This is a genomic window from Actinomadura sp. 9N407, from assembly GCF_044326315.1.
Lineage (GTDB): Bacteria > Actinomycetota > Actinomycetes > Streptosporangiales > Streptosporangiaceae > Spirillospora.
Genome location: NZ_JBIRAW010000009.1, coordinates 202,565 through 229,102, shown reverse-complemented (window position 1 = coordinate 229,102; position 26,538 = coordinate 202,565). Strand labels below are relative to the sequence as shown.

General features: G+C 73.8%; 21 protein-coding genes and 1 tRNA gene. 14 read left to right on the top strand and 8 right to left on the bottom strand.

Annotated features, from left to right (window positions below):
- The first annotated feature begins 139 nt into the window (after positions 1-139).
- From ACH34Q_RS16965 to ACH34Q_RS16955, 3 genes are all read left to right on the top strand, one after another.
- Entirely contained in the window at positions 140-892 is a 753-nt protein-coding gene (locus ACH34Q_RS16965; RefSeq protein WP_395983912.1) for a gamma-glutamyl-gamma-aminobutyrate hydrolase family protein, read from the top strand.
- 164 nt (positions 893-1,056) lie between these two features.
- On the top strand, positions 1,057-2,049 hold the full coding sequence (locus ACH34Q_RS16960) for an alpha/beta hydrolase (RefSeq protein ID WP_395983911.1): 993 nt from the start codon (positions 1,057-1,059) through the stop codon (positions 2,047-2,049).
- Complete coding sequence (locus tag ACH34Q_RS16955) at positions 2,013-2,810, top strand: enoyl-CoA hydratase/isomerase family protein (protein WP_395983910.1); 798 nt, start codon at positions 2,013-2,015, stop codon at positions 2,808-2,810. The genes ACH34Q_RS16960 and ACH34Q_RS16955 overlap by 37 nt, the downstream gene beginning before the upstream one ends.
- 126 nt (positions 2,811-2,936) lie before the next feature.
- On the opposite strand, the gene ACH34Q_RS16950 is transcribed toward ACH34Q_RS16955, so the two are convergent.
- From ACH34Q_RS16950 to ACH34Q_RS16940, 3 genes are all read right to left on the bottom strand, one after another.
- Positions 2,937-4,118: an acyl-CoA dehydrogenase family protein gene (locus tag ACH34Q_RS16950; protein WP_395983909.1), complete on the bottom strand. Its 1,182-nt coding sequence runs from the start codon at positions 4,116-4,118 to the stop codon at positions 2,937-2,939.
- 92 nt (positions 4,119-4,210) lie between these two features.
- Entirely contained in the window at positions 4,211-5,737 is a 1,527-nt protein-coding gene (locus ACH34Q_RS16945; RefSeq protein ID WP_395983908.1) for an RtcB family protein, read from the bottom strand.
- A gap of 143 nt (positions 5,738-5,880) precedes the next feature.
- Complete coding sequence (locus ACH34Q_RS16940) at positions 5,881-6,477, bottom strand: TetR/AcrR family transcriptional regulator (RefSeq protein ID WP_395983907.1); 597 nt, start codon at positions 6,475-6,477, stop codon at positions 5,881-5,883.
- A 137-nt stretch (positions 6,478-6,614) separates the two neighbouring features.
- Here ACH34Q_RS16940 and ACH34Q_RS16935 point away from each other — a divergent pair, with 137 nt between their 5' ends.
- From ACH34Q_RS16935 to ACH34Q_RS16925, 3 genes are all read left to right on the top strand, one after another.
- The gene (locus ACH34Q_RS16935) at positions 6,615-9,800 is read left to right on the top strand and encodes a carboxyl transferase domain-containing protein (RefSeq protein ID WP_395983906.1); all 3,186 of its coding nucleotides are present in this window, start codon (positions 6,615-6,617) and stop codon (positions 9,798-9,800) included.
- 54 nt (positions 9,801-9,854) lie between these two features.
- A tRNA-OTHER gene (locus tag ACH34Q_RS16930) sits at positions 9,855-9,929 on the top strand.
- A 40-nt stretch (positions 9,930-9,969) separates the two neighbouring features.
- Complete coding sequence (locus tag ACH34Q_RS16925) at positions 9,970-11,685, top strand: ankyrin repeat domain-containing protein (protein ID WP_395983905.1); 1,716 nt, start codon at positions 9,970-9,972, stop codon at positions 11,683-11,685.
- Here ACH34Q_RS16925 and ACH34Q_RS16920 read toward each other — a convergent pair.
- Complete coding sequence (locus ACH34Q_RS16920; protein ID WP_395983904.1) at positions 11,679-12,446, bottom strand: ABC transporter ATP-binding protein; 768 nt, start codon at positions 12,444-12,446, stop codon at positions 11,679-11,681. The genes ACH34Q_RS16925 and ACH34Q_RS16920 overlap by 7 nt on opposite strands.
- A gap of 220 nt (positions 12,447-12,666) precedes the next feature.
- Here ACH34Q_RS16920 and ACH34Q_RS16915 point away from each other — a divergent pair, with 220 nt between their 5' ends.
- The 5 genes from ACH34Q_RS16915 to ACH34Q_RS16895 all read left to right on the top strand — a co-directional run bounded on the left by ACH34Q_RS16915 (position 12,667) and on the right by ACH34Q_RS16895 (position 21,734).
- Positions 12,667-14,028, top strand: coding sequence for a M28 family peptidase (locus ACH34Q_RS16915; RefSeq protein WP_395983903.1), 1,362 nt, complete (start codon positions 12,667-12,669; stop codon positions 14,026-14,028).
- Between the two features lie 121 nt (positions 14,029-14,149).
- On the top strand, positions 14,150-18,052 hold the full coding sequence (locus ACH34Q_RS16910; protein ID WP_395983902.1) for a Pls/PosA family non-ribosomal peptide synthetase: 3,903 nt from the start codon (positions 14,150-14,152) through the stop codon (positions 18,050-18,052).
- Positions 18,053-18,087: 35 nt separating this feature from the next.
- Positions 18,088-19,377 (top strand): M1 family metallopeptidase, encoded by a 1,290-nt coding sequence (locus tag ACH34Q_RS16905; RefSeq protein WP_395983901.1) that lies wholly within the window; start codon positions 18,088-18,090, stop codon positions 19,375-19,377.
- A gap of 96 nt (positions 19,378-19,473) precedes the next feature.
- Complete coding sequence (locus tag ACH34Q_RS16900; protein WP_395983900.1) at positions 19,474-20,667, top strand: acyl-CoA dehydrogenase family protein; 1,194 nt, start codon at positions 19,474-19,476, stop codon at positions 20,665-20,667.
- Positions 20,664-21,734, top strand: coding sequence for an acyl-CoA dehydrogenase family protein (locus ACH34Q_RS16895; protein WP_395983899.1), 1,071 nt, complete (start codon positions 20,664-20,666; stop codon positions 21,732-21,734). Before ACH34Q_RS16900 ends, ACH34Q_RS16895 begins: the two co-directional genes overlap by 4 nt.
- Before the next feature lie 97 nt (positions 21,735-21,831).
- On the opposite strand, the gene ACH34Q_RS16890 is transcribed toward ACH34Q_RS16895, so the two are convergent.
- The 3 genes from ACH34Q_RS16890 to ACH34Q_RS16880 form a co-directional block, all read right to left on the bottom strand.
- Positions 21,832-22,233: a hypothetical protein gene (locus tag ACH34Q_RS16890; protein ID WP_395983898.1), complete on the bottom strand. Its 402-nt coding sequence runs from the start codon at positions 22,231-22,233 to the stop codon at positions 21,832-21,834.
- A gap of 92 nt (positions 22,234-22,325) precedes the next feature.
- Positions 22,326-23,144, bottom strand: a complete 819-nt coding sequence (locus ACH34Q_RS16885; protein ID WP_395983897.1) for a glutamate ABC transporter substrate-binding protein — start codon at positions 23,142-23,144, stop codon at positions 22,326-22,328.
- A gap of 75 nt (positions 23,145-23,219) precedes the next feature.
- Entirely contained in the window at positions 23,220-23,873 is a 654-nt protein-coding gene (locus ACH34Q_RS16880) for an adenylate kinase family protein (protein ID WP_395983896.1), read from the bottom strand.
- A 95-nt stretch (positions 23,874-23,968) separates the two neighbouring features.
- Here ACH34Q_RS16880 and ACH34Q_RS16875 point away from each other — a divergent pair, with 95 nt between their 5' ends.
- On the top strand, positions 23,969-24,418 hold the full coding sequence (locus tag ACH34Q_RS16875) for an SRPBCC family protein (RefSeq protein ID WP_395983895.1): 450 nt from the start codon (positions 23,969-23,971) through the stop codon (positions 24,416-24,418).
- A complete protein-coding gene (locus tag ACH34Q_RS16870) occupies positions 24,415-24,741 on the top strand; it encodes an ArsR/SmtB family transcription factor (protein WP_395983894.1) in 327 nt (108 codons plus the stop codon). Before ACH34Q_RS16875 ends, ACH34Q_RS16870 begins: the two co-directional genes overlap by 4 nt.
- Before the next feature lie 19 nt (positions 24,742-24,760).
- On the opposite strand, the gene ACH34Q_RS16865 is transcribed toward ACH34Q_RS16870, so the two are convergent.
- Positions 24,761-25,318 (bottom strand): universal stress protein, encoded by a 558-nt coding sequence (locus ACH34Q_RS16865; RefSeq protein WP_395983893.1) that lies wholly within the window; start codon positions 25,316-25,318, stop codon positions 24,761-24,763.
- A 188-nt stretch (positions 25,319-25,506) separates the two neighbouring features.
- Between ACH34Q_RS16865 and ACH34Q_RS16860 the strand changes: the two genes are divergently transcribed.
- Complete coding sequence (locus tag ACH34Q_RS16860) at positions 25,507-26,493, top strand: sigma-70 family RNA polymerase sigma factor (RefSeq protein WP_395983892.1); 987 nt, start codon at positions 25,507-25,509, stop codon at positions 26,491-26,493.
- Positions 26,494-26,538 lie beyond the last annotated feature (45 nt).

The window sequence follows — 26,538 nt, the reverse complement described above, 5'->3', positions numbered from 1 at the left end:
CTCGACCGGACATGCCGGGGGGCAGGGGAGGGCCGGTCCGTAAAACGGGTCCATGCGCCATGATGACCTGGCGGAGGCGGTGTGACCGCCGTGCATCGGACACCGAACCGTGGCAGCGCACAACGGGAGGGAACCAAGCATGCGAGAGGCGACCCGAGAGGCGCCGGGCGGTGCCGGCGACGCCGCGCATTCCCCGCCGCTCATCGGCATCACCACCTATCTCGAACCGGCCCGCTGGGGGGTGTGGGTACGGGAGGCCGCGCTGCTGCCCGTCCCGTACGTGCGCGCGGTCGAGCGGTCCGGCGGGGTTCCGGTGCTGCTGCCGCCGACCGGCGGGCTGCGCGGCCTGGACGCCCTGATCCGGGGGCTGGACGCGATCGTGTTCGCCGGCGGCGGCGACGTCGATCCCGAGTTGTACGGCGCGGAGCGGCACCCCGAGACCGGCCCGCCGCAGCCGCAGCGCGACCGGTTCGAGCTGGCGCTGGTCCGCGCCGCCATCGAGGCGGACCTGCCGTTCCTGGCCATCTGCCGGGGCCTGCAGGTGCTGAACGTGGCGCGCGGCGGCACGCTGGTGCAGTACCTGCCGCAGGAGGTCGGGCACGAGAACCACGCCCCGGCGGTCGGGATGATCGGCCACCACCGGGTGCACATCAACCCGACCAGCGCGGTGGGCAAGATCCTCGGCGACGGCGCCGACGTGCCCACCTACCACCACCAGGCCGTCGAGCGCCTCGGCAAGGGGCTCAGCGCGGTGTCCTACGCCGACGACCGGGTCGTGGAGGCCGTGGAGCTGCAGGGGCACCGGTTCGGCATCGGCGTCCAGTGGCATCCGGAGGAGGGCGACGACCGCCGGCTGTTCGAGGCGCTGGTGGCGGAGGCCTCGGGCCGCTGACGGCCGCTCGCGGCCGGGCGGTGGGTGATTGGCCGGGCATGTAGCGGGGAGATCCGGTTCAAGGGGGTTCGCTCCCAGGGGTCGACCGACGACGAACCGCTGACCACGGACCCGCCTACCACGGACCCGCCTACCACGGACCCGCCAACCACGGAGGCCGCCGCATGCCCGTGCACCCGCAGACCCGGCGATTGCGGGAGTTCCTTGACTCCTGCGCGGAGCTGCTCGGGCCGGATCCGTCGATCGAGGAGATGCGCCGCCTGATCGGCTCGCCGTTCGCGCTGGAACGGCGCGAGCTGCCGCACGTACGGGACCTGACCGTGCACGGTGAGGGCGGTCCCGTACCGGTGCGCCTCTACCGTCCCGCAGGGCGCTCCCCGCTGCCCGCACTGGTCTACTTCCACGGCGGCGGATGGGTCATCGGCGGGCCCGACAACGTCGACGCCGCCTGCCGGGAGTTCGCCGCCCGCGCCGGGTGTGCCGTGCTCAGCGTCGACTACCGGCTCGCGCCCGAGCACCCGTTCCCCGCCGCCGTCCAGGACGCCTGGGCGGTGACCGCCGCCGCCACCGGCGAACCCGGCCGCTTCGGCGTGGACCCGCAGGCGGTGGCCGTCGCGGGCGACAGCGCGGGTGGCAACCTGGCCGCCGTGGTGGCCCTGCTGGCCAGGGAACGCGGCGTACGGCTCGTCCACCAGCTGCTGGTCTATCCGGCCACCGACACGGCCATGGACACCGCCAGCTACGCCGCGTACGGGACGGGGTACGGGCTGGACGCCGGCTCGATGGGCCGCTTCATGCGGCTCTACCAGGGCGACGCCGACCCGGCGGATCCGCGCCTGGCGCCGCTGCGCGCCCCCGACCTGGCCGGGGCCGCTCCGGCGACGGTCATCACCGCCGAGTACGACGTGCTGCGCGACGAGGGCGAGGCCTACGCGCGCCGCCTGCAGGAGGCCGGTGTCCCCGTCCTGCTGCGCCGCTACGAGGGCATGGTGCACTCGTTCTTCCTGCTCCCCGAGCTGTTCGACACCGGGGTCGAGGCCATGGATCTCGCTGTGCGACGATTGCGCGCGGCATTCGAGACGCCGGGGAACGGCACGGCTCCGATCCGGGAGGACACGCGATGGGCGAGACGCGGTACGGCGGGTACGAGCGGCTGAAGATCGACCGGGCCGGGCCCGGAATCCTGCGGATCACCCTCAGCGCCCCCGGCCGGCTCAACGCGGTCGACGCCACCGGGCACCGCGAGCTGGCGGAGATCTGGCGGGACGTGGACGCCGACGACGAGGTCCGCGCGGTGCTGGTCCGGGGCGAGGGGACCGCGTTCTCGGCCGGCGGGGACCTTTCCATGATCGAGGACATGCTGGACGATCACGCCGCCCGGACCCGGATCATGCGCGAGGCCCGGGCCATCGTGATGAATCTGATCGACTGCTCCAAGCCGGTCGTCAGCGCGATCCAGGGCCCGGCCGTGGGCGCCGGGCTGGCGGTGGCGCTGCTGGCCGACATCTCGGTCGCGGGCCGTTCCGCGAAGATCATCGACGGTCACACCCGGCTCGGGGTGGCCGCGGGCGACCATGCCGCGATCGTCTGGCCGCTGCTGTGCGGGATGGCCAAGTCCAAGTACCACCTGCTGCTGTGCGAGGCGGTGACCGGGGAGGAGGCCGAGCGGATCGGCCTGGTGAGCCTGTGCGTGGACGACGGCGAGCTGCATCCCCGGGCGCTGGAGATCGCCGGGCGGCTGGCGAGCGGCTCCGCCGAGGCGATCCGCAACACCAAGCACGCCCTCAACCACTGGCTGCGGGTGGCGCAGCCCGCGTTCGACGCGTCGCTGGCCCTGGAGTTCCTCGGCTTCACCGGACCGGACGCGCGCGAGGGCGTGGCCGCGATCCGCGAGAAGCGCGCTCCCGAGTTCCCCTGACGCGGGCGCCTGAGCCGGTCGTCAGCCGAACCGCTTGCGCAGGGCGTTCCGGCCGGTGCCGGTGATGAGAAAGGGGCCCGGGCGCGGCGGCTGAGCCGTCGCGCCCGGGCCGTGCGGGTCGCCGGGTCAGTACGAGCGGGGCAGTCCCAGCTCGTGCTGGGCGATGTGGGCCAGCACCATCTCCTCGGCGACCGGGATGTTCTTGGCGATGCGGGCGTCGCGGAACATCCGCGCCACCGGGTACTCCAGCGAGTACGCCATGCCGCCGTGGGTCTGGAACGCCCGGTCCGCCGCCTGCCAGGCCGCGTCGGCGGCGGTGAGCTTGGCGATGTTGGCCTCCGAGCCGCAGGGCCTGCCCGCGTCCCAGAGCCAGGCGGCCTTGTAGGTCATCAGCCGGGCCAGCTCCAGCTGCGCCTTGGCCTTGGCCAGCGGGAACGCGATGCCCTGGTTGGCCCCGATCGGCTTGCCGAACGGCGCCCGGTCGCGGGCGTACGCGCAGGCGATCTCCAGCACCAGCTCGGCGGAGCCGACGCCGCCGGCCGCGGCCAGGATCCGCTCGGGGTTGAGGATGTCCCACAGCACCATGAAGCCCTGGTCGGGCTCGCCCAGGACGCGGTTCGCGGGCACCCGCACCTCGTCCAGGAACACCATGCTGGAGGCGACCGTGTTGGTGCCCAGCTTGGGGATCGGCTGGTACGTGAGCGTGCCGTCGGCCACCGCCTTCTTCACGTCCACCAGCAGGACCGTGAAGCCGTTCGTGCGCGGCCTGGCCTCGGCCGCCGGGATCGTGCGGGTGACCAGGACCATGTGGTCGGCCCGCTCCACCCCGGAGATCCAGATCTTCTGCCCGCTCACCACGAAATCGTCGCCGTCGCGGCGGGCCTGGGTGGTGATGTTGATGGCGTTGCTGCCCGCGTCCGGCTCGGTGATGGCGAAGCAGGTCTCGATCTCACCCGAGGCGATCTTGGGCAGGAACGCGCGCTTCTGCTCCTCGGTGCCGTGCCGGTCGATCGTGAGCCCGCCGAACGCCGGGGTCAGCAGGTACATGAACGAGGCCGCGCCGCCGGCCCCGCCGCCCGCCAGGCTCTCCAGCGCCACCGCCAGCTCCAGCAGGCCCTGGCCCGCGCCGCCGTACTCCTCGGGGATGGCCAGGCTGTGCCAGCCGCCCTTGACCAGCTCCTGCCAGACCTCCTCGGGCCAGCGCTTCTCGGCGTCGCACCGGTCCCAGTAGTCCTGGTCGTACTTACCGGCGATGGCTCCCACGCCTTCGCGTACCGCGATCGCGCTCTCCGGCAGGTCGAAGTCCACTCGCGCCTCCTCCAACGTCGTTGCCGACCACGGTAGCCCACCCGAGTAAGTGGCCACTGACACGGGTGGGCCGCCGGCGGGGCCGGCCGAGGTCAGCCCTTGACGGTCAGCAGCGGGCGCAGTTCCGCGACGGGCGCGGCGACCCCGCCGTCGCGCAGCCCGGCCACCACGGGCCCGATGTCCTTGTACGCCCAGGGCGCCTCCTGCTTGAGGTCGCGCCGCCAAGCCGCCATCACGTCCGCCCGGCGGGCCACCACCGGGTCGCGATGATCCAGCGGCGTGACGACGCGGAACTCGCGCAGGAACGCGTCCAGCTCGGCGTCGCCCGCCTGCGCCGACGCCCCGCGTGGTACGCGGCGCCCGGCGCCGTGGCAGGCGCTGGCCAGCGTGCGGCGGCTGCCCTGGCCACGCAGCACGAAGCTCGCCGACCCCATCGAGCCCGGGACGATGACCGGCTCGCCCCACATCGCGTACGGGCCGCCCGCCGTCTCGGCGTGCCCGCCCGCAGGAGTGGCGCCCTTGCGGTGGACGACCCGTTCGCCGTCCTGCCAGAACAGGTTGTGCGGCGCGTCGTACAGCAGCCGTGAGTCGAGCGCGCCGCACGCGCCCATCAGGCCGGCGCGCATCGTGAGCGACAGGAAGAACCGGTTCCCGGCGGCGAAGTTGGCGGCGTTGCCGAACGCCTCCAGGTAGCGGCGCCGGCCGTCCGCCGAGCGCTCGTCCAGCAGGAACGGCATGATCCCGTTCCGTGGCCGGGGCAGGCCGGCGGGCCAGCCCGCCCGCAGCCGGTCCAGTGCGGTGCCGTTCGCCTGGTGGCCGAGCGACAGCGATCCGCTGTGCGCCATCGTCACCACCGTGCCCGGGGCCAGGCCCCAGGCGTGGGCCGCCGCGGCGTCGTGGACGCGCTCGACGTACTGCAGCTCCACGAAGTGGTTGCCGCCGCCGATCCCGCCGATGACGCTGTCGTTGCTGGCCTGCCCCGATCCGGTGCCCGCGCTGCCGACCCAGTCGGCGAACGCCTCGGCCGTGCGCACCGGGAAGCCCGGCGCGTGCATGCGGTCGACGCTGTCGTCGGCGTCGCCGGGCAGGATCCCCGGCCAGCCGCCGGAGTCGCCGGTCAGCAGCAGCCCCGGCAGCCCGTCGCGCAGCAGCGCCTCGCGCTGGACGGGGGTGAGCGCGATCCGGCGGCCGCCCTCGAAGAACAGGTGCCGCAGCCGGCGTTCGAGCGCGTCCAGGTGCGGCCGCACGGCGTCCACCTCCAGCGAGGTGACCTCCAGCCGCATGCCGCAGTTGATGTCGTTGCCGACCGCCTGGGGGATCAGGGCGTGCTCGGTCTCGATGACCGTGCCGATCGGGATGCCCGCCCCCTTGTGCAGGTCGGGGGTGAGGGCGACCCGGGTGATCCGGGGCGCCGGGCCGCCGTGGCCGGGAGTGGCCTCGGCCAGGCGCTCCAGGGTCTCGGCGGTCTCCAGGACGGAGAGCACCTCGTCCACGGCGGCCGGCTCGAGCGGGACGTCGGGGCCGGCGCAGATCTCGACGGGGACGCCGTAGGGGTTGGGAAGGCGGAGCCACTGGTCGTCGAGACGCTCGAGCCGGTGGTCCTGGCGTGCGTGCTGCATGGGAACGAGATCCTTCGTGGCTGCTTGCGGGCATGGCGGGAAGAGGGCGGGACGGACCCGCCGGGGCCTCCGGTTCAGCAGCCGCGAGGTGGGAGGAATCTAGCGCGGCGCCCGCCGCGCGGTCGAACGGTTATCCGGAGGGCTCAACCGGGGGAGCCCGTGGCGGTGGAGCCCGTCGTGGTGCCGAGGTAGCGGGTGACCAGGCGGGCGATGAACCGCGCGACCCGCTGCGGCGGCTCGGACGGCAGCACGATGTGGCTCATCGTCATCCGGACCGCCGCGTCGGCGATCTCGGCCATCTCGCCCCGCTCCATGTCGGGCCACTGCTCCAGCGCGTGCTCGACGATGCGGGCGCTGGCCGTGAACACCACCGGCTCGGCCCGGGTGGTGAGCAGCGGGAGCAGCTCGTCGCCGCCGGCCCCGGTGAGCACCACCTTCTTGATCGGGTCGTCGGCCGAGGTCTCCAGCGTGAACAGCACCGCGGCCTCGACCGCCGCGTACAGGTCCGCGTGCTCGGACAGGATCCGGTCGATGCCGTCCAGGTAGCGCTCGTTGTCGCGCAGTACCACGGCCTGCGCGAGCCCCCACTTGTCGCCGAACTCGTTGTAGACCGTCTGCCGGCTCACGCCGACGGCCGCGGCGACGTCCTGCATGCGCACGCCCCGGTAGCCGCGCTGCACCAGCTGCTCGGCCGCGGCGTCCAGCAGGGCGTCGCGGTGCGAGGGGCGGGGGGTGCTCATCGATGTTCCTCCAGGGGTTCGGGCTGAAGGGCATGGTCTCAGGGCGCCATTATCTCCCGGTCCCGGCGGCCGCCCCCGTGTCCGCCCCGGATCCGGGCGGATGGTAAGCAATGGGGCAGCCGAGGCGAGGAGGGCCGGTGTCGGGAATCCTGGTGGCCAACCGTGGTGAGGTCGCGCTGCGGATCCTGCGGGCGGCGCGCGAGCTGGGCCGGCCCGCGGTGGCCGTGCACACGCGCGACGACGCGGCGTTCCCGCACCTGCGCCGCGCGGACCACGTACGGGAGCTTCCGGGCGAGGGGGTGGCGGGCTACCTGGACGCCGACGCGATCCTCGCCGTGGCCAAGGACACCGGCGCCACCGCGATCCATCCGGGGTACGGCTTCCTCAGCGAGAACGCCGCGTTCGCCGCCCGCTGCGCCGGCGCGGGGGTCACGTTCATCGGGCCGCGCCCGGAGTTGCTGGAGCTGTTCGGCGACAAGTCGCGGTCGCGGGAGCTGGCGCGCGAGGCGGGCGTTCCGGTGACGCCCGGCACCACCGGACCCACGACCCCGGACGAGGCGCGCGCCTTCATCGAGGAGCACGGGCCCGTGATGCTCAAGGCGCTGGCGGGCGGCGGCGGGCGCGGCATGCGCGTCGTCGAGGATCCCGCCGATCTCGCCGGGGCCTACGAGCGATGCCGTTCCGAGGCGCTCGCCGCGTTCGGGAACGGCGATCTGTACGTCGAGCGCCACGTACCGCGCGCCCGGCACATCGAGGTCCAGATCGCCGGGGACGGCTCGGGCGCCGTCACCCATCTGTGGGAACGCGACTGCAGCGTCCAGCGCCGCAACCAGAAGCTGATCGAGATCGCCCCGGCGCCCGCGCTCGCCCCGGCGCTGCGCGACGCCGTCCTCCAGGCGGCGGTACGGATCGGCGCCCGCGTCCGCTACGAGAGCCTCGGGACGGTCGAGTTCCTGGTCGCGGGGGAGGAGTTCTGGTTCCTGGAGGTCAACCCGCGGCTCCAGGTCGAGCACACCGTCACCGAGGAGATCACCGGCGTCGATCTCGTCAAGGCGCAGATCAGGCTCGCCGGCGGCGCCACGCTCGCCGACGTGGGGCTGGCCGTACCGCCGCCGAGGCCTGAGCGGACGGCGATCCAGGTACGGGTCAACACCGAGCGGCTGGACCCTGACGGTACGCCGCGTCCCCGTTCCGGCACCCTGACCGCGTTCGCGCCTCCCGCCGGGCCGGGCGTCCGCGTCGACACCCACGGGCACACCGGCTACCAGGTCGGTCTGCGCTACGACTCGCTGCTGGCCAAGGTCGTCGCCCGCGCGGAGGACTTCCCCGCCGCCGTGGCGCGCGCCGCCGGAGCACTGGAGGAGTTCGAGGTCGCGGGCGTCGAGACCAACATCCCGCTGCTCCAGGCGATCCTGGGTCATCCGGGCTTCACCGCCGGTGGATTCGACACCGCCTTCGTCGCCCGCCACCTTGCCGAACTCGTCGCGAGCCGGCCTGAGGCGGAGCCCGTCCGGGCGGAGACGAGCGCGCCCGCCGGGACGATCCCCGTCTGCGCGCCCATGCAGGGCACGGTCGTCAGCGTCGACGTCGCCGAGGGTGAGGCCGTACGGGCGGGGGCCCCGGTCCTGGTGCTCGAAGCCATGAAGATGGAGCACGTCATCCGTGCCGGGGAGTCCGGGATCGTGCACCGGATCGCCGCCGCGCCGGGCGACACCGTCGCCGACGGCGCGCCGCTGCTGTTCCTCGAACCCGCCGACCTCGGCGGCGACCACGCCGACGAGGAGGCCGGGACCGACCTGGCGGAGATCCGCGCCGACCTCGCCGAGGTGCGCGCGCGGCACGAGACCGGGCTGGACGAGGCCCGTCCCGAGGCCGTCGCCAAGCGGCACGCCCGCGGCCACCGCACCGCCCGCGAGAACATCGGCGACCTGTGCGACCCGGGCACGTTCGCCGAGTACGGCGCGCTGGTCATCGCCGCCCAGCGCCGCCGCCGCTCGCTGGAGGACCTGATCGCCCGTACCCCGGCCGACGGCCTGGTCTGCGGGATCGGCGACGTCAACGGCGGCCAGGCGGTGGTCGTCTCCTACGACTACACCGTCCTGGCGGGTACCCAGGGCCATCTCAACCACCGCAAGACCGACCGGATGCTGGAGGTGGCCGAGCGCCGCCGGCTGCCGCTGGTGCTGTTCGCCGAGGGCGGCGGCGGCCGTCCCGGCGACACCGACACCAGCACCGTCTCCGGCCTGGACGTGACGAGCTTCCACGCCATGGGGCGGCTGAGCGGCCTGGTACCGCTCGTCGGGATCGCGGCCGGGCGCTGCTTCGCCGGGAACGCGGCGCTGCTCGGCTGCTGCGACGTCATCATCGCCACCCGCGACGCCAACATCGGGATGGGCGGCCCCGCCATGATCGAGGGCGGCGGGCTGGGCGTCTTCCGTCCCGAGGAGATCGGTCCCGTCCAGGACCAGGAGCCCAACGGCGTCATCGACGTGCTGGTGGAGGACGAGGCGGAGGCGGTGGACGTCGCCAAACGCTACCTGTCGTACTTCCAGGGCACCGCCCCCGAATGGGACTGCGACGACCAGCGGCTGCTGCGCCATGTCGTCCCCGAGAACCGGCTGCGCGCCTACGACGTCCGCCGCGCCGTCGAGCATCTGGCCGACACCGGATCGGTGCTGGAGCTGCGGCGCGGGTTCGGGGCCGGCGTCATCACCGCGCTGGTCCGGATCGAGGGCCGCCCGATGGGCCTGATCGCCAACAACCCCGGCCATCTCGGCGGCGCCATCGACCGCGACGCCGCCGACAAGGCCGCCCGCTTCCTGCAGCTGTGCGACGCGCACGGGCTGCCGGTCGTGTCGCTGTGCGATACCCCCGGCTTCATGGTCGGCCCGGACGCCGAGCGGACCGCGACCGTACGGCACTTCAGCCGGCTGTTCGTCACCGGCGCCCACCTGCGCGTCCCGATCATCACGATCGTGCTGCGCAAGGGGTACGGCCTCGGCGCGCAGGCGATGGCGGGCGGCAGCTTCAAGGCCCCGCTGGCGACCCTGGCGTGGCCGACGGGCGAGATCGGGGGCATGGGGCTGGAGGGCGCGGTCCGGCTCGGCTACCGCAAGGAGCTGGCGGCCGCCGAGGACCCGCAGGCGCTGTTCGAGCAGATGGTGGGCGCCGCGTACGAGCACGGCAAGGCCCTCAACGCCGCCTCCGTCTTCGAGCTGGACGACGTCATCGACCCCGCCGACACCCGCCGCTGGATCACCACCGTCATCGCCGGAGCGCCGCCCGCCGAACCCGGGCACCGCCGCTGGATCGACACCTGGTGATAACCCGCGAAACGGTCACACGCCCTTGCGGTGATCGTTAGAATTCCGCATGGCGGGGCCGTAGCGCAGAGGTCGTCGCGCCTTGCAGCGGGCTGGAGGACGTCGGTTCGAATCCGACCGGCCCTGCCACCCTTTCTTCGCCGGACCAGGGGGAGCAGCGTTGCCGCACGTGGACACCATCGCGCGGCTGCGGCGGATCCGGCGGTACGCCGTGCCCCGCTCGATGATCGAGCGGGGCGCCGGGCGGCGGCTGGCCGGCGACTGGCGCGGTGCCTGCGCCGCCGCCGGGATGGACGTCGAGGTGGACCTCGCCGACGTGGCGCGGCTGCGCGACTCCGAGATCGCCGGCCGGGTCGAGGACGCGCTGCTGCATCTGGTCCCGGACCTGGTCCGCTGGCACGCCCCGCGGATCGAGCCGCACCGCACGTCCCTGGCGCCCGACCACGTGCTCGTGCTCGCCGAGTACGGGATGGACGCCCTGTACGTCACCACCCCGACCTGGCTGATCAACGGCCCGCAGCGGATGGTGCTGCGCTTCGGGGCGCCGCGCCGTCCTCGCGGCGAGGCGCACTACTGCAGCGACTACACGCGCACCGGCTTCTGGCGCAATCTGATCCATCCCTGGATGGACGCCCGGCACCTCTGGGACGACCGCCACACGGCCGAGCTGCGCGAACGCTGCGGCGGTGACGCGGAGCGCGCGCCGTTCTTCCACCCTGACGGCACCCTCCGTACCGCCGGGGAACTGCCCGCCTCCGACCCCGGGCCCGGCGATCCGGCGGGGCACGCAGAGTGGGTCACCCTGCTGCACGAGCGGGGCGAGGTCGAGGCCGCCTTCGCCGCCGCCGGCATCGAGCTGACTCCGCCCGGGCCCGAGTCCGAGAAGTTCCGGGAGCACTACACGATCGGTCCGTACGAGCAGCTCGCGCGGATGCCATTGGCCCTGGCCCGGCTCGAGCCGGAGATCCGTCGCCTGGGCGGCGGCCGGTTCCAGATCCCCTGGACCCAGCACGCGGCCGTGCTGCTCGACCACGACGGTGAACGGCTGCGCGCGGAGGTCCTGGAGTACGACGCGTACTACGAGATGGAGGAGCTCCAGGAGATGCCGATGCTCGCGGACGCGTCCTGGCGCCGCCTGCCCGACCTCGACCTGCTCCGGTACGGCCGCACGTCCCCCGAGTCGCTGCATCCGCTCGTCCGGGACGCGCTTTTCCCGGAACGGGTCACCTCGCACGAGGGGCCGGTCGGGCCTCCCGACCCGGTCCTGCCCTCACAGGTACGGGTCCGGTGCGGCGGCGACTGGCACGAGATCGTGTTCAGGAACGGCGTCCTGGAGATCCCGCACAGCACGCAGGAGAGGGACCGCGAGCGGGCCCTGCTGGCGCTGGGCGGCGAGATGGGCGGCTGCCACGCCGCCGTGCACGCGTGGACGTCCGGCTCGGGCAGGCTGCCCAGGGTGCTGCGCGAACTGCGCCGGGACGTGTTCGAGCGCGCCCGTCACGGCGACACGGAGGGGATCGTCCGGCTGCTGGACCTCGGCCTCGACCCCCGCGTACGCGACGAGCACGGGCGCACGCTGCTGCACGTGCTCCACCTCGTCGACCACGAGCCGCTGCTGCCCCGGCTGCTGGCCGCCGGTGTGGACATCGAGGCCGAGGACCGGTTCGAGGACGGCGCGGGGCTGACGGCCCTGCACAAGGCCGTCGAGCACGACGGCTCGGTCGCGCTCATCCGGGCGCTCCTGGACGCGGGGGCCCGCATCGACCTGTTCGACCAGGGGGACGAGACCACGCTGCCCCGGCTCATCGACCGCGGCAACCGCCACGACCTGGAGTGGCTCCGGGAGCGGGTCTTCGAGGAGTGCCCCGACCTCGAGGGCTACTGAGCCTCCTGGGCGTACCGGGTGTCGGCGCGGACCTGGAACGGCGGCCCTGAGGCGACCATCCGCCCTCCGCGCAGCACGTACAGCTCGTCGCACACGCCCATGACCTGTTCCAGGTCGCGTTCCACGAGCACGACGGCCAGCCCTTCGGCGGCCAGGTCGCGGATCAGGACCTCCAGCGCGCGCGCCTCCCGCACGGGGAGGCCGGCGGACGGCTCGTCGAGCAGCAGCAGGCGCGGTCGCGTCGCCAGGGCGCGGGCCAGTTCCATGAGGCGGACGATCCCGGGCGGCAAGGCCGCGGGAAGGTCGCCGGCGTGGTGGGCGATGCCGGTACGGGCGAGCAGCAGGTCGGCGGCCCGGCCGGACCCGTGCACGGCCGCACGGCGCCGCCGGTGCCGGTCGCGGGCGTTGCGTCCCGCGGTCTCGCAGGTCAGCGCGTGGGCCTCGGCCGCGATCCGCACGTTGTCCCGAACGGTCATCGTCCCGAACGGCCGCGGCCGCTGGAACGTCCGGGCGACGCCGAGGTGGACGCGCGTGTGTGCCGGGCGGCGCGCGAGGTCGGCACCGTCGAGCAGGAGCGTGCCGCCGGACGCCCGGCGCAGGCCACAGATCACGTCCAGCAGCGATGTCTTGCCCGCTCCGGCCGGCCCGATGAGGCCGGTGACCGTTCCGGGCGGCGCGGCGAACGCGACGTCCCGCAGCCCCGGGGCCGTGACGCCGGACGCCGAGAGCCCTTCGCCGGCGGGCTCTGGGCGGACGGGCATCGCGGCTCCTGCTGTGTGATCTGGATCACCTGGGGCGCCTCACTGTACTGACGCGCCCGCCCGTGATCAATGCCGTGATCGATGTGCGTGATCACGGCCGCGATCGGGACGGATGTTGATCACGGTTCGGTTGCGTGCCGTACCGGTGCCTTGTCGGCGACCGGGAGCTTTCGTACGTTCACGGCAAACGGGGCCCGCCATTCACCCAAAGGAGACCCCCATGTCCAAGGTTGAACGCCGTGACGTCCTGGCCGGGGCAGCCGCCTTCGCCGGGTTCGCGGCCGTCGGCCTGCTGCCCGGTACCGCCGCAGCCGCGACCCGGCAGCGGCCCGGTGCCGTGCGGCCGCCCTCACTGGGCACCGGCGACAAGGCCGTCGTCGCCCGTGTCGACGCGCGCCGCGCGCTGCGGCACCTGAAGGTGCTCAGCGACCAGATCGGGTGGCGCATCGCCGGTACGGAGTCCGAGCACCGCGCCGCCCGCTACATCGCCGGGGAGCTGCGCGACCTCGGCTACAAGGTCGAGCTGCAGCCGTTCCCGGTGGCCGACAAGTACCTCGCCGAGATCCGCGCCAAGGGTGACGTGCACTGGCAGTGCAGCGCCTCTCCCCAGGGTGCCGTCGCCTCGGCGAAGGGGACCGTGCTCGATGCGGGCGCGGTCACCGAGGTCGGCGCCGAGGCGAACGGGCGGCTGGTGCTGTTCGACCGGGTCGCCGGCCAGGAGACCGCGCAGATGAAGGCCGCCGTGGCGCAGGGCGCCAGGGCGGTGCTCATCGCCAACGTGCGGTCGACGACCTATCCCGAGCGCAAGGCCGCCTCGTTCACCCCCTCGCTGAGCGAGGCCGCTCCGGTCCCGGTGCTGGGCCTGGCCGAGTACCACGGCGCGCAGATCCGCGGGGGAGTCCGCGAGCTGTCGTTCAAGGTCACCCACCACTCGGGGCTGACCTCGTACAACGTCCTGGCCGAACGCAGGGCCACGCTGCCCAACCCGCAGGGCAAGGCCGTGGTCATCAGCGCCCACTACGACAGCGTGCCCGGCTCGCCCGGCGCCAACGACGACGGCAGCGGCACCGTCCTGTGCCTGGAGCTGGCCCGCGTGCTCAAACGGCTGCCGACCCAGCAGGCCATCCGGATCTGCCTGTGGGGCTCGGAGGAGTACGGTCTGATCGGGGCCCGGCACTACGTGCGCGGGCTCAGCGAGGCGGGCGTCGCCCAGATCAGCGGCTGCTTCCAGAACGACATGGTCGCCACCAGCCACCCCCCGGCGGGCACCTACTGGCTGCTGTCGGTCGACGGCGCCGTCAACACCACCACGGCCGCCGTCACCGCCGCCGCCGAACGGCTCGGATACACGGGCCAGACCAAGGGCCCGACCGCCCGCGGCTCCAGCGACCACGAGGCGTTCTACGAGCGCGGGATCGCGGCGGGCAACTTCAGCTGGCGCGGCGGGGAGGCGCCCAGCCAGCTGGAGCCGATCTACCACACCCCCGAGGACACCATCAGGAAGAACATCAGCCTCCAGCGGCTCCAGGTGTCCCTGGAGCTGATCGGCTGCGCCGCGTACGACGTGGCCCGCCGCAAGTAGGCCCACCGCGAGCAGGGCGAGCCGGGACTCTCCCCCGGACGGCGAGCGCGTTCACTCGCATCGAGTAAAGTGTCGCGTTTGCGGCGCATCGAACGCGCCTCTGGACTCCGGGGGAGAGTTTTTGCGTCCACTCACGGCCGCCGCCGCCGAACGCGCCGTCCTGCGATCACCGGACGGCGCACCGCCACCCCGCACGCTCCTGGACGTCCTCGACGCGACGGCGCTGCGGTATCCGTACGCCCCCGCGCTCGACGACGGCACGGCCAGGCTCGACTACGACGGGCTGCGCGCCGAGGTCGGATGCCTGGTCAAGGAGCTGGAGCAGGCGGGCGTCGGGCGCGGCGACCGGGTGGGCGTGCGCGTGCCGTCCGGGACCCTCGACCTGTACGTGGCGATCCTCGCCGTGCTCACCGCCGGCGCCGCCTACGTACCCGTGGACGCCGACGATCCCGAGGAACGGGCCGCGCTGGTCTTCGGCGAGGCGGAGGTCTGCGCGGTCATCGGCGAGGGCCGCGCGATCACCGTCCACCGGCCGCCGCACGGGCTGCCGGGACGGCCGGATCCGGACGACGACGCCTGGATCATCTTCACCTCCGGCTCCACCGGGCGGCCCAAGGGCGTGGCCGTGACCCACCGCGCGGCGGCGGCGTTCGTGGACGCCGAGGCCCGGCTGTTCCCGGCGACCCCCGAGGACCGGGTGCTCGCGGGCCTGTCGGTGGCGTTCGACGCCTCCTGCGAGGAGATGTGGCTCGCCTGGCGCAACGGCGCCTGCCTGGTCCCGGCGCCCCGCTCGCTGGTGCGCACCGGCATGGACCTCGGCCCCTGGCTGGCCGAACGCGGCATCACGGTCGTCTCGACCGTACCGACGCTGGCCGCGCTCTGGCCGGTGGAGTCGCTGGCCGGCATCCGGCTGCTGATCTTCGGCGGCGAGGCGTGCCCGCCCGAGCTGGCCGCCCGGCTGGCGGTCCCGGGCCGGCAGGTCTGGAACACCTACGGCCCCACCGAGGCCACCGTCGTGGCCTGCGCCGCCCCGCTCGATGGGGACGGGCCGGTCCGGATCGGCCTGCCGCTGGACGGCTGGGACCTGGCCGTCGTCGACACCGACGGCGAGCCCGTCCCGTACGGCGCGACCGGAGAGCTGGTGATCGGCGGGGTGGGGCTGGCCCGCTACCTCGATCCGGTCAAGGACGCCGAGAAGTACGCGCCGCTGCCCGCGCTCGGCTGGGACCGCGCGTACCGCAGCGGCGACCTCGTCCGCGCCGACCCCGAGGGCCTGGTCTTCATCGGCCGGGGCGACGAGCAGATCAAGCTCGGCGGGCGGCGGATCGAGCTGGGCGAGGTCGACGCGGCGCTGCAGTCGCTGCCCGGCGTGAACGGCGCCGCCGCGGCCGTCAAGACCACGGCGGCCGGCCACCAGCTGCTCATCGGGTACATCGTGCCGGGCCACGAGGCGGGGCGAGAGCCCGGGCGGGAGTACGACGCGGACGCCGCCCGCGAACGGCTCGGCGAGATGCTCCCCGCCGCGCTGGTCCCGAGGCTCGCAATCGTCGAGACGCTGCCGACCCGTACCTCCGGCAAGGTCGACCGCGACGCGCTCCCCTGGCCGCTTCCCGACTCCGACACCGAGAACGAGGGCCCGGCCGAAGCGCTGACCGAGGCCGAGGAGTGGCTGGCCGCGCGCTGGGGCGAGATCCTCGGCGCGGAGCCCGACGGGCCCGGCGCCGACTTCTTCTCCCTCGGCGGCAGCAGCCTCGGCGCCGCCCGGCTCGTGTCCGCGCTGCGCCCGACCTTCCCCTCCGTCGCGGTCGGCGACGTCTACGAGTACCCGACGCTGCGCGCCCTCGCCGGGCACCTCGGCATCCCGCAGGGGGAGCAGGCCGCCCCCGTACGCGAGGTCAGGCCGGTGCCCCGGCGGGCCGCGCTCGCCCAGATCGTCCTGATGGCGCCGCTGCTGACGCTGGGCGCGATGCGCTGGGCCGTCGGCGTCGCGGCGTTCAACAACGTGATCGGCCTCCCGTGGGCACCGGCCGTCTCCTGGTGGTGGGTGCTGGCCGGCGCCCTGCTGTTCGTGTCGCCCGCCGGGCGGATGAGCCTGTCGGCCGTCTCCGCGCGCCTGCTGCTGCGCGGGCTGCGGCCCGGGACGTACCCGCGCGGCGGCTCGGTGCATCTGCGCCTGTGGACGGCCGAGCAGATCGCGGTACGGCTCGGTGCCGCCGAGCTGTCCGGCGCGCCCTGGTTCACCCTGTACGCCCGGGCGCTGGGCGCGCGCATCGACCCGGGCGTCGACCTGCACGCGCCGCCGCCGATCACCGGGATGCTCCGGATCGGCCGGAACGCGGCCGTCGAGCCCGAGGTCGACCTGAGCGGGCAGTGGCTGGACGGCGACCTGCTGCGGATCGGCGGCGTCCGGATCGGTGCCGGTGCCACGGTGGGCGCCCGCGCGATGCTGTTCCCCGGCGCGCGCGTCGGCAAGAACGCGCACGTCGCGCCCGGCGCCGCGGTGACCGGGCGGGTCCCCGCCGGGCAGCGCTGGGCCGGCGCCCCCGCCGTACGGCGCGGCAAGGCCCACCCGCACGCGGCCGAACGCCCACCGCACAAGCGCCGCTGGTCGGTCGTGTACGGGGCGTCGGCGCTGCTGCTGAGCGCCCTGCCGCTGATCACCGCCCTGCCCGGCCTGGCCGTGCTCGCCGCGTTCCTGGACGGCACCACGACGCTGAGCGGCGGCCTCGGCGCCGCGCTCCTGGCCGTACCGCCCGCCACCCTCGCCGCCATGCTGTCGTTCGCGGCCGTCACCCTCGCCTGCGTGCGCCTGCTCGGCGTCGGACTGCATGAGGGCGACCATCCGGTGCATTCGCGCCAGGCCTGGCAGGCGTGGGCGACGAGCCGGCTGATGGGGATGGCGCGGGTCTGGCTGTTCCCGCTGTACGCCAGCATCCTGACGCCCGCGTGGCTGCGCGCCCTCGGCATGAAGGTCGGCCGCGACGTCGAGCTGTCCACGGTGCTCGCCCTGCCCACCATGACCTCGGTCGCCGACGGGGCCTTCCTCGCCGACGACACGATGGTCGCCCCGTACGAGCTGGGCGGCGGCCGGATGCGGGTCGCCCGAGCCCGCATCGGCAAGCGCGCCTTCCTCGGCAACTCCGGCATGGCGGCGCCGGGCCGCAAGGTCCCCAAGGGCGGGCTGATCGGCGTGCTGTCGGCCGCCCCCAAGAAGGCCAAGGCCGGCGCCTCGTACCTGGGCATGCCGCCCGTACGGCTGCACCGTGCCGCCGAGGCGGGCGACCAGTCCCGCACGTACCGGCCGCCGGCCAAGCTGAAGGCCGCCCGCGCCGCCGTCGAGGCGTGCCGGATCATCCCGGCCATGGGCACGGTCGCGGTCGGGATCCTGGCCGCCGCCGCGCTGGAATGGCTGATCGCCGCGTACGGTCCCGGCGCCGCCGTGCTGCTGGGCGGGGCGGTGCTCGCCGCCGCGGGCGTGCTGGCCGCCGCCGTCACCACCGCCGCCAAATGGACGCTGCTCGGCCGGATCTCCGCCGGGGAACGGCCGCTGTGGAGCTCGTTCGTCTGGCGCAACGAGCTGGCCGACAACTTCGCCGAGGTGCTCGCCGCGCCCTGGTTCGCCGAGCCGTGGCTCGGGACCGCCCCGTTCAACCTGTGGCTGCGCACGCTCGGCGCGCGCATCGGGCGCGGAGTGTGGTGCGCGACGTACTGGCTGCCCGAGACCGACCTGGTACGGCTCGGCGACGGCGCCACCGTCAACCAGGGCTGCGTGCTGCAGACCCATCTGTTCCACGACCGGATCATGAGCATCGATACGGTCGTGCTGGAGCGCGGCGCGACGCTAGGCTCCAACGGGGTCGTGCTGCCCGCGGCCACGATCGGCGCGGCCGCCACGGTCGGGCCCGCCTCCCTGGTGACGCGCGGCGAGCAGCTGCCCGCCGGCAGCCGGTGGCTGGGCAACCCGATCGCGGCCTGGGCGCACCCGCCCGCCGACGCGAAGCACGCGGATCGAGACGCGGATTGAGACGAGGACCGGACCGGCGTGAGCAAGGCACGAACATGATCGACCGGCCCCCCTACTTCCCCGAGCGCGGCAGCGGCGCGTACCGGGTCACGTTCTACGATCTGGCGCTGGAGTACCGCGTCGGGCCCAACCGGCTCGCCGGCGTGGCGCTGCTGTCGATCGTCCCCGGCGGCCCGCTCGACCGCCTCGAACTCGATCTGGGACCGTTCCGCATCGGCAAGGTCCTGGTGGACGGCCGTCCGGCGCGGTTCCGGCAGCGCCGCGACAAGCTGCACGTCACGCCCGGCCGGACGCTGCCGGCCGGTACCGCCTGCACCGTCGAGGTCCGCTACAGCGGCAATCCGCGCCCGCTGTCGAGCCCCTGGGGCGGGCTGGGCTGGGAGCAGCTGACCGACGGGTCGCTCGTCGCCGCCCAGCCGACCGGCGCGGCCTCCTGGTTCCCCTGCAACGACCGCGTCCAGGACAAGGCCGCCTACCGGATCTCGGTGACGACCGCGTCGGCGTACCATGTCGCGGCGAACGGGCGGCTCACCGGGAAGCGGCCCTCCGGCGCCACGACCACCTGGGTGTACGAGCAGCGCGAGCCGATGGCCTCGTACCTGGCCAGCGTCCAGATCGGGCCCTACCGCAGCGTCGAGGTGGACGGCCCCGTACCGCAGCGGCTGCTGTTCCCCGCCGCCGCCGAGGAGCGCGTCCGGCACGACTTCGCCCGGCAGGGCGCGATGATCGAGACGTTCAGCGGCCTGTTCGGGCCCTACCCGTTCGGGGCGTACACGGTCGTGGTCGCCGACGACGAGCTGGAGATCCCGGTCGAGGCGCAGGGCATGTCGATCTTCGGGATCAACCACGCCGACGGGCGGCGCGGCGAGGAGCGGATGGTCGCGCACGAGCTGGCGCACCAGTGGTTCGGCAACAGCCTGACGCTGGCCGACTGGCGCGACATCTGGCTGCACGAGGGGTTCGCCACGTACGCCGAATGGCTGTGGTCGGAGCGCTCCGGCGGCGAGCCCGCCGACGAGCACGCGCTGCGCTGGCACGGCCGCCTGGCGCGGCTGCCCCAGGATCTGGTGCTGGCCGACCCCGGCGCGCGCCGGATCTTCGACGACCGCGTCTACAAGCGCGGCGCGCTGACCCTGCACGCGCTGCGCCGCGCGATGGGCGACCGGCGGTTCTTCCAGCTGCTGCGGGACTGGACGCGGGAGCACCGGCACGGCTCGGTGACGACCGCCGCGTTCGTCCAGCGTGCCCAGGAGCACGCGCCGGTGCCGCTGGACGATCTCTTCAGCGGCTGGCTGCACGGCCGGGCACTGCCCCGCCTTCCCTGAGCCCGCCCCACCGTTGACTTGCCCACTGGGCATTCCTAGGGTGGGGCCATACCGACCGGTTGGTATGTTCCCTTTTCCTCAGCGGAGGTTCGCCCTGTGAGCACAGCACCGCCCGACGCCGACGGACTGCGAAGGCGGGTCGAGGAGTTCCTCGCCGACCACGATCCCGCCACCCTGGAGCCGCTGGAGTTCCTGCGCGCCCGGTTCGACGCCGGGCTCGCCTGGGTGCACTACCCCGAGGGCCTCGGCGGCCTCGGCGCCCCCCGCGGGCTGCAGCCGGCCGTCGACCGGCAGTTCGCCAAGGCCGGCGCGCCCACGAACCATCCCGAGCGCAACGGCATCGGGCTCGGCATGGCCGCCCCGACCGTCCTGACCGTCGGCACCGAGGAGCAGAAGAAGCGGTTCCTGCGCCCGCTGTGGACCGGCGAGGAGATCTGGTGCCAGCTGTTCAGCGAGCCGGGCGCCGGCTCCGACCTGGCCGCCCTCGGCACCCGCGCCGTCCCCGACGGCGACGGCTGGATCGTCAACGGCCAGAAGGTCTGGACGTCCATGGCGCACGAGGCGCGCTGGGCGCTGCTGGTCACCCGTACCGACCCTGACGTGCCCAAGCACAAGGGCATGACGTACTTCGTCTGCGACATGCACGCGCCCGGCGTCGAGGTGCGCCCGCTGCGGCAGATCACCGGCGAGGCCGAGTTCAACGAGGTCTTCCTGACCGACGTCCGGATCCCCGAGGAGCACCGGCTCGGCGCGGTCGGCGACGGCTGGAAGGTCTCCACCACCACGCTGATGAACGAGCGGGTCGCCATCGGCGGCGCCGCCGCCCCGCGCGAGGGCGGCATGATCGGCGTCGTCGCCCAGCTGTGGCGGGACCGCCCCGAGGTCCGCACCGCCGGCCTGCACGACGCGGTGCTGCGCCAGTGGGTGGAGGCCGAGGCGGCCCGGCTCACCGGCGCCCGGCTGCGCCAGTCGCTGGCCGCGGGCGTGCCCGGCCCCGAGGGCTCGGCGGCCAAGCTGACCTTCGCCGAGCTGAACCAGAAGATCTCCGGCCTGGAGCTGGAGATCCTCGGCGCCGACGGCCTGCGCTACGACGACTGGACGATGCGCCGTCCCAGCGAGGTGGACTTCACCCGCCGCTCGCCCGGCTACCGCTATCTGCGGGCCAAGGGCAACTCCATCGAGGGCGGCACCTCGGAGATCCTGCGCAACATCATCGCCGAGCGCGTGCTGGGCCTGCCGGGCGAGATCCGGGTCGACAAGGACGTGGCGTGGAAGGACCTGCCCAAGTGAGTGATTTGCTTTACAGCGAGATCGAGACGGATCTCCGCGCAGGTGTCCGGGCGCTGCTGGACGACACGTGCCCGTGGACGGACGTGCTCGCCGGTACCGAGAAGGACGACCCGTACGACGCGGCCCTGTGGCGCGCGCTCGCCCGGATGGGCGTCACCGGGCTGCCGGTCCCCGAGGACCTCGGCGGCGCGGGCGCCTCGTGGCGCGAGACCGCCGTGGTGATGGAGGAGCTGGGCCGGGCCGTCGCGCCGGTGCCGTTCCTCGGCTCGGCCGTGCTCGGTGTGGCGGCCCTGCTGGCCGCGGGCGACCGCGAGCTGCTCCCCGAGGTGGCCGCCGGTGACACCATCGCCGTGCTGGCCGTCCCGCTGGGCACCGCGCCCGGCGCGTTCACGGCCACCGTACGGGCCGACGGCGACAGGCTGACCGGCGAGATCGCGGGGGTGGCCGACGGGCTGGCGGCGGGCGTGCTGCTGGTCCCGGCCGCCGGCGGGCTGTACGCGGTGAACGCCGCCGACACCGGCCGTACGGAGGTGACCTCGCTCGACATGACCCGGCGGCTGTGCGACATCACCCTGTCCGGTGCCCCGGCCCGCAAGATCGCCGACGGTACGGAGGCCGTGGACGCCGCGCTGTCGGCCGGCGCCGCGCTGCTGGCCTCCGAGCAGCTCGGCCTGGCCGAGCGCTGCCTGGACACGGCCCTGGAGTACGTGAAGAACCGGTACCAGTTCGGCCGCCCGGTCGGGTCGTACCAGTCGATCAAGCACCGCGCCGCCGACCTGTGGACGCAGATCGCCCAGGCCCGCGCGGTGGCCCGGTACGCCGCGTCCTGTACCGCCGCGGGCGACCCCGACACGGCCGTCGCGGTGGCGGTCGGGCAGGCGCACTGCTCGGCCGTCGTGGTGAAGGCCGCCGAGGACTGCGTCCAGATGCACGGCGGGATCGGCTTCACCTGGGAGCACCCCGCGCACCTGTTCCTGAAGCGGGCCAAGAGCAGCGCGCTGTCGCTCGGTACCCCGGACCACCACCGGTCCGCCCTGGCGACGCTCGTCGATCTGCCCCCGGCCTAGCGCCGGCCGCACTTCGGGTGGCGGTCGCCGGCATCGAGCCGGCGGCCGCCGCCGTCGTAGGGGAGGTAGGTGCAATACGGTTGCATGTCGCCGAACCTCAACGGCCCTTCTGCGGATGCCCGGACGTCCCCTGCGGCGGCGAGATGGAGGCGACCAGTACGCCGGCCGACTGGAGCGCGTTGGTCAGCACGACGCCGATCTGGTCGAGCTTCCTGCGGATCTTGACGACGCCGGCGGCGCCGCCGACCAGGCCGGTCGCGCCGAGCCCGAGGTCGATCACGGTGCCGCCGTTCTGGTCCGGGTACAGCAGCACCACGTACTTGTAGTGGATCGCGAAGGCGCCCAGGAGCATGGCCTTGGTGCGGCTGCCCTTCTCGAGGATGCCCTTGCCGCCGTTCTCCCAGGTGAAGCGGAAGCCCTCGGCCTGGAGCGTCTGCTCCAGCAGCGAGCGGGCCTGGTCGGGCGAGCCGGTCATCTGGAGCTTGACGGAGTCGGCCACGTTTTCTCCTTGCATCCGGGGGTTCGGGGATCATCACCCTAGAGGTGGGAGCCCTGGTCGCGCGCCGATCCGGGCGGAACCGGAGCAGGCGGTCACGAGCAGCCCTCGAATTCGGGCACGGACTCGGTGAGCCGGAGCCCGGACGAGCCGAACCAGGTGCGCAGCAGCCGCGCGGCCGTCCCGTCCTGGTACATCCGCGTGATCGCCTTGTTGACGGCCTCGCACCCGTCGACGTCCCCCCTGCGCAGGCCGACGCCGTACCGCTCCTCGGTGAACGGCGCGTTGACGATCCGTACCGCGGCCCCGTGGTCGGCGGCGAAGCCCGCCAGCACCAGGTCGCCGGTCGACACCGCGTCCACCCGCCCGTCGAGCAGCATGGCGACGCAGGCCGAGTAGGACGGCGCGGGGACGAGCCGCGCGCGGACGCCCAGGCCCCCGACGACCCGCTGGGTGGACACCGAACCGGCGGCCTGGCACATCCGCCGGCCCGCCAGGTCGCGAGCCGTTCTGATCCGGGTCTCGCCCCGGCGGACCATGATGTCCTGGTGGGCCACGTAGTAGGGGCCGCCGAAGGTCACCCGGGTGGAGCGGTCGGCGGTGATCGAGTACGAGGCCAGCACCAGGTCGACGGTGCCGTCGCCCAGCAGCCGCTCCCGGTCGTCGGACGTGACCGCCTTGAAGTCGACGCGCGAGGCGCCGAGCCGGCGGGCGATGTACCGGCCGGCCTCCACCTCGAAGCCCCGGAACGTTCCGCCGGGGCCGGCGAGGCCGAGTCCCGGCTGGTCGGCCTTGACGCCGACCACGAGGGCGTCCGCGCCGGCGATCGTGTCGGATCCGGCCGCGGTGCCGCAGCCCGCCAGGGCCAGGGCGAGCAGGGGGACGGCGGCGATGGGGGAGAGGGCGCTTCTCACACCGCCAGAGGTAGCGGCCCGAAACGGCCGCGAGGTGAACCGCGCGGGTCGTCCAGGCGATCCCCGCCGGTCGGCTCAGCCGGCGGGACGGGGCGCGGGCAGGCCGAGCTTGCCCCTGAGGTCGCGCTGGACGGCCTCGATCGGGGCGCGGGCGTCGATCGTCGCCACGTACTCCTTCTGCCGGAAGAGGTCCAGGACCGGGTCCGTCTTCTCGTGGTAGGTGCGCAGGCGCTCGGCCAGGGCCGCGTCGTTGTCGTCCTCGCGGGTGAGCAGTTCGCCGCCGCACACGTCGCACCGGCCCTCGACCTCGGGGCGGTGCGCGATGAGGTTGTAGTCCATCCCGCAGCGGGCGCACAGGCGGCGGGCCTGGACGCGGCGGCGGACCTCGTCGTCGGGCAGGTCGAGGTGGATGACGCCGTCGATGTCGTAGCTCTCCAGGAAGAACTCCGCCTGCCGCCGGTTGCGCGGGAAGCCCTCGACGACGAAGCCGTAGTTCCAGTCGTGCTGCTCCAGCCGGTCGCGGACCACGCCCTCGACGAGGTCGTCGCCGACCAGCTCGCCGGCGGCCATGATCCGGCGGACCTGGGCGCCGAGCTTGGTGTGGTGCTGGACGTGCCAGCGGAAGATGTCGCCCACGCTGATGTGGACCAGGTCCAGGTCGCGTGCGAGCAGCAGCGACTGCGTCCCCTTGCCGCTGCCCTGCACGCCGACGATCACGTACTTGCGCATGACCGAACGGTACCCGGAGCACCCTGCGCAACCCACAGGTTGCGCAAGTGACGCGCTATGTGCAACTCTGGAGTTGCACACGAAGGGAGCACATCATGGTGCAGGACAAGATCGAGCGGGAGATCTCCATCGCGGCGCCGGTGGAGCGGGTCTGGGAGGTCGTCACCGAGCCCGAGCATCTCAGTACCTGGTTCGGGAGCGACACCGGCAAGCCGGTCGAGGTCGACCACCTGCGGCCCGGCGGCGGGATGGTGGTCGACCACGGGGAGTTCGGGGTCTTCCCCCTGAAGATCGAGACGTTCGATCCGCCGAAGCTGTTCGCCTACCGGTGGGCGTCGGGCTTCCCGGGTGCGGAGGTGACCGACGCCAACTCGACGCTGGTGGAGTTCATCCTGCGCTCGGAGGACGGCGGGACCCTGCTGCGGATCGTCGAGACCGGCTTCACCGCCCTGCCGGCGGAGGTGGCGGAGCTCAAGTACGAGGAGAACGGCGGCGGCTGGACCGGCATGGCCGAGCGGGTCAAGGAGTACACGGAGGGCCTGTGACCGTCGACGGCGACTCGGCGGGCGAGGTACTGACCGCGCTGGCCGACCCGACCCGCCGGGCGATCCTGGAGGCGCTGGCCGCGCGCGGCGAGGCCACCGCCACCACGGTCGCCGCCGGGCTGCCGGTCTCCCGCCAGGCGGTGGTCAAGCATCTGGCGGTGCTGGACGCGGCGGGCCTGGTGGAGGCCCGCCGCCGGGGCCGCGAGGTCCGCTACGCCGTACGGCCCGAGCGGCTGACCGCGATGGCGCGCTGGATGGCGACGGTCGCCGCCGACTGGGACGCCCGCCTGGCGGCCATCAAGCGGATCGCCGAGTCGGGCTGAACGCCCCGCCCCGCCGGGCTCAGACCTGGCGGGGGCGGCGGCCGAGGCGGAAGAACCGGGACCGGTCGGACGCGTGGGCCGGGGGCGGCCGGTCGCCGGCCGTCAGTGACTCCAGCAGCGATTCCATCGCCGGGGGCCGCACGCACACCAGCGTCGCGCGGGCGCGGCGGGCGCAGTGCAGCCGTACGGAGGGCCTCAGCATCCGGGAGACCAGGCCGCGTGTCCCGTGCCCCACGACCAGGATGTCGTCCTCGTGGGTGAGCCGTACCAGCGTGGCCCCCGGCTCGCCCACCAGGGCCAGCGCGGTCATCTCCAGCCCGTACGGCGGGCCGCCGGCGACCTCGTCCAGCAGCCGGGCGATCAGCTCGGCGCCCGCGCCGCGCAGCGCCTCGGTCACCCCGCAGCCCAGCTGGCCCGCCGCCGACACGTGCGGGGGCAGCGGCGCGGCGTGCACGACCATCAGCGGCAGCCGGCGCAGCCGGGATTCCCCGATGGCCCACGACAGCGCGCAGCGCGCACCGGCGGAGTCGTCGACCCCCACGACCACGCGGGGGCCGCCCTCCGGTCTCGCGTTCACTGTCCCTCCCGAGCCGGGCACCGTGGTTGATGCCCTCCAGGGTGCAGGTATACCCGCTCCAGGGGAAGTGTTTCCCGGCTGTTGTGTGCTCAGCCTGCCTATCATTCGAGTTAGCGCACGTTCTGTCGGTGGCGTCGCCTACGGTCGGAGAACGGCCGAGCCCGCCGCCCCAACGAAGGTGACGACCCATGGCGAACACCACGATCGAGCAGGAGCAGGACTTCCAGCGCCAGGCAGACCCCTATCGCCGGGAGCTGCTGGCCCACTGCTATCGGATGCTCGGGTCCATCCATGACGCCGAGGACCTGGTACAGGAGACGTATCTGCGGGCCTGGCGCTCCTACGAGGGCTTCGAGGGCCGGTCGTCGCTGCGTACCTGGCTCTACCGGATCGCGACCAACTGCTGCCTGACCGCGATCGACCAGCGCGGCCACCGCCCGATGCCCTCCGGCCTCGGCGCGCCCGGCGACGATCCCGAGCGCCCGGTCGTCGCCTCGCCCGAGGTGCCCTGGCTGGAGCCCGTCCCCGACACGGTGCTCGGCGCCGACGCCGCCGACCCCGCCACGATCGTCGCCTCCCGCGAGACCACCCGGCTGGCCTTCGTCGCCGCCCTCCAGCACCTGCCGCCCAACCAGCGCGTGGTGCTGATCCTGCGCGAGGTCCTGAAGTGGAAGGCCGCCGAGGTCGCCGAGCTGCTGGAGATCTCCACCGCCTCGGTCAACAGTGCGCTGCAGCGCGCCCGCGCCCAGATCCAGGAGGCCGCCCCCGCCGAGGACGAGATGGTCGAGCCCACCGACCCCGGCCAGCGCGAGCTGCTCGACCGCTACGCCACGCTGTTCGAGAACGCCGACATCAAGGGCCTGGTCGAGCTGTTCAAGGAGGACGCGGTCTGGGAGATGCCCCCGTTCCCCGAATGGTTCGTCGGCCGCGACCACATCGCCCGCCTCGTCATCGCCCAGTGCGGCCCGCTGCCCGGCGACTTCCGGATGGTGCCCACCGCGGCCAACGGCCAGCCGGCGTTCGCGCTCTACAAGCGCGACGAGGAGGGCGTCTACCACCCGTACCAGATCCAGGTGCTGGCGGTCGGCGGCGCGGGCGTGTCGCACGCCTCGGTGTTCTTCGACGTGCGCCTCTTCCGGTTCTTCGGGCTGCCCGAAAGCCTTCCGGCGGCCTGAGCCCGGCCACCGGGCAGAGTTTCCGCTGAGTGGAAACCCGGGTGT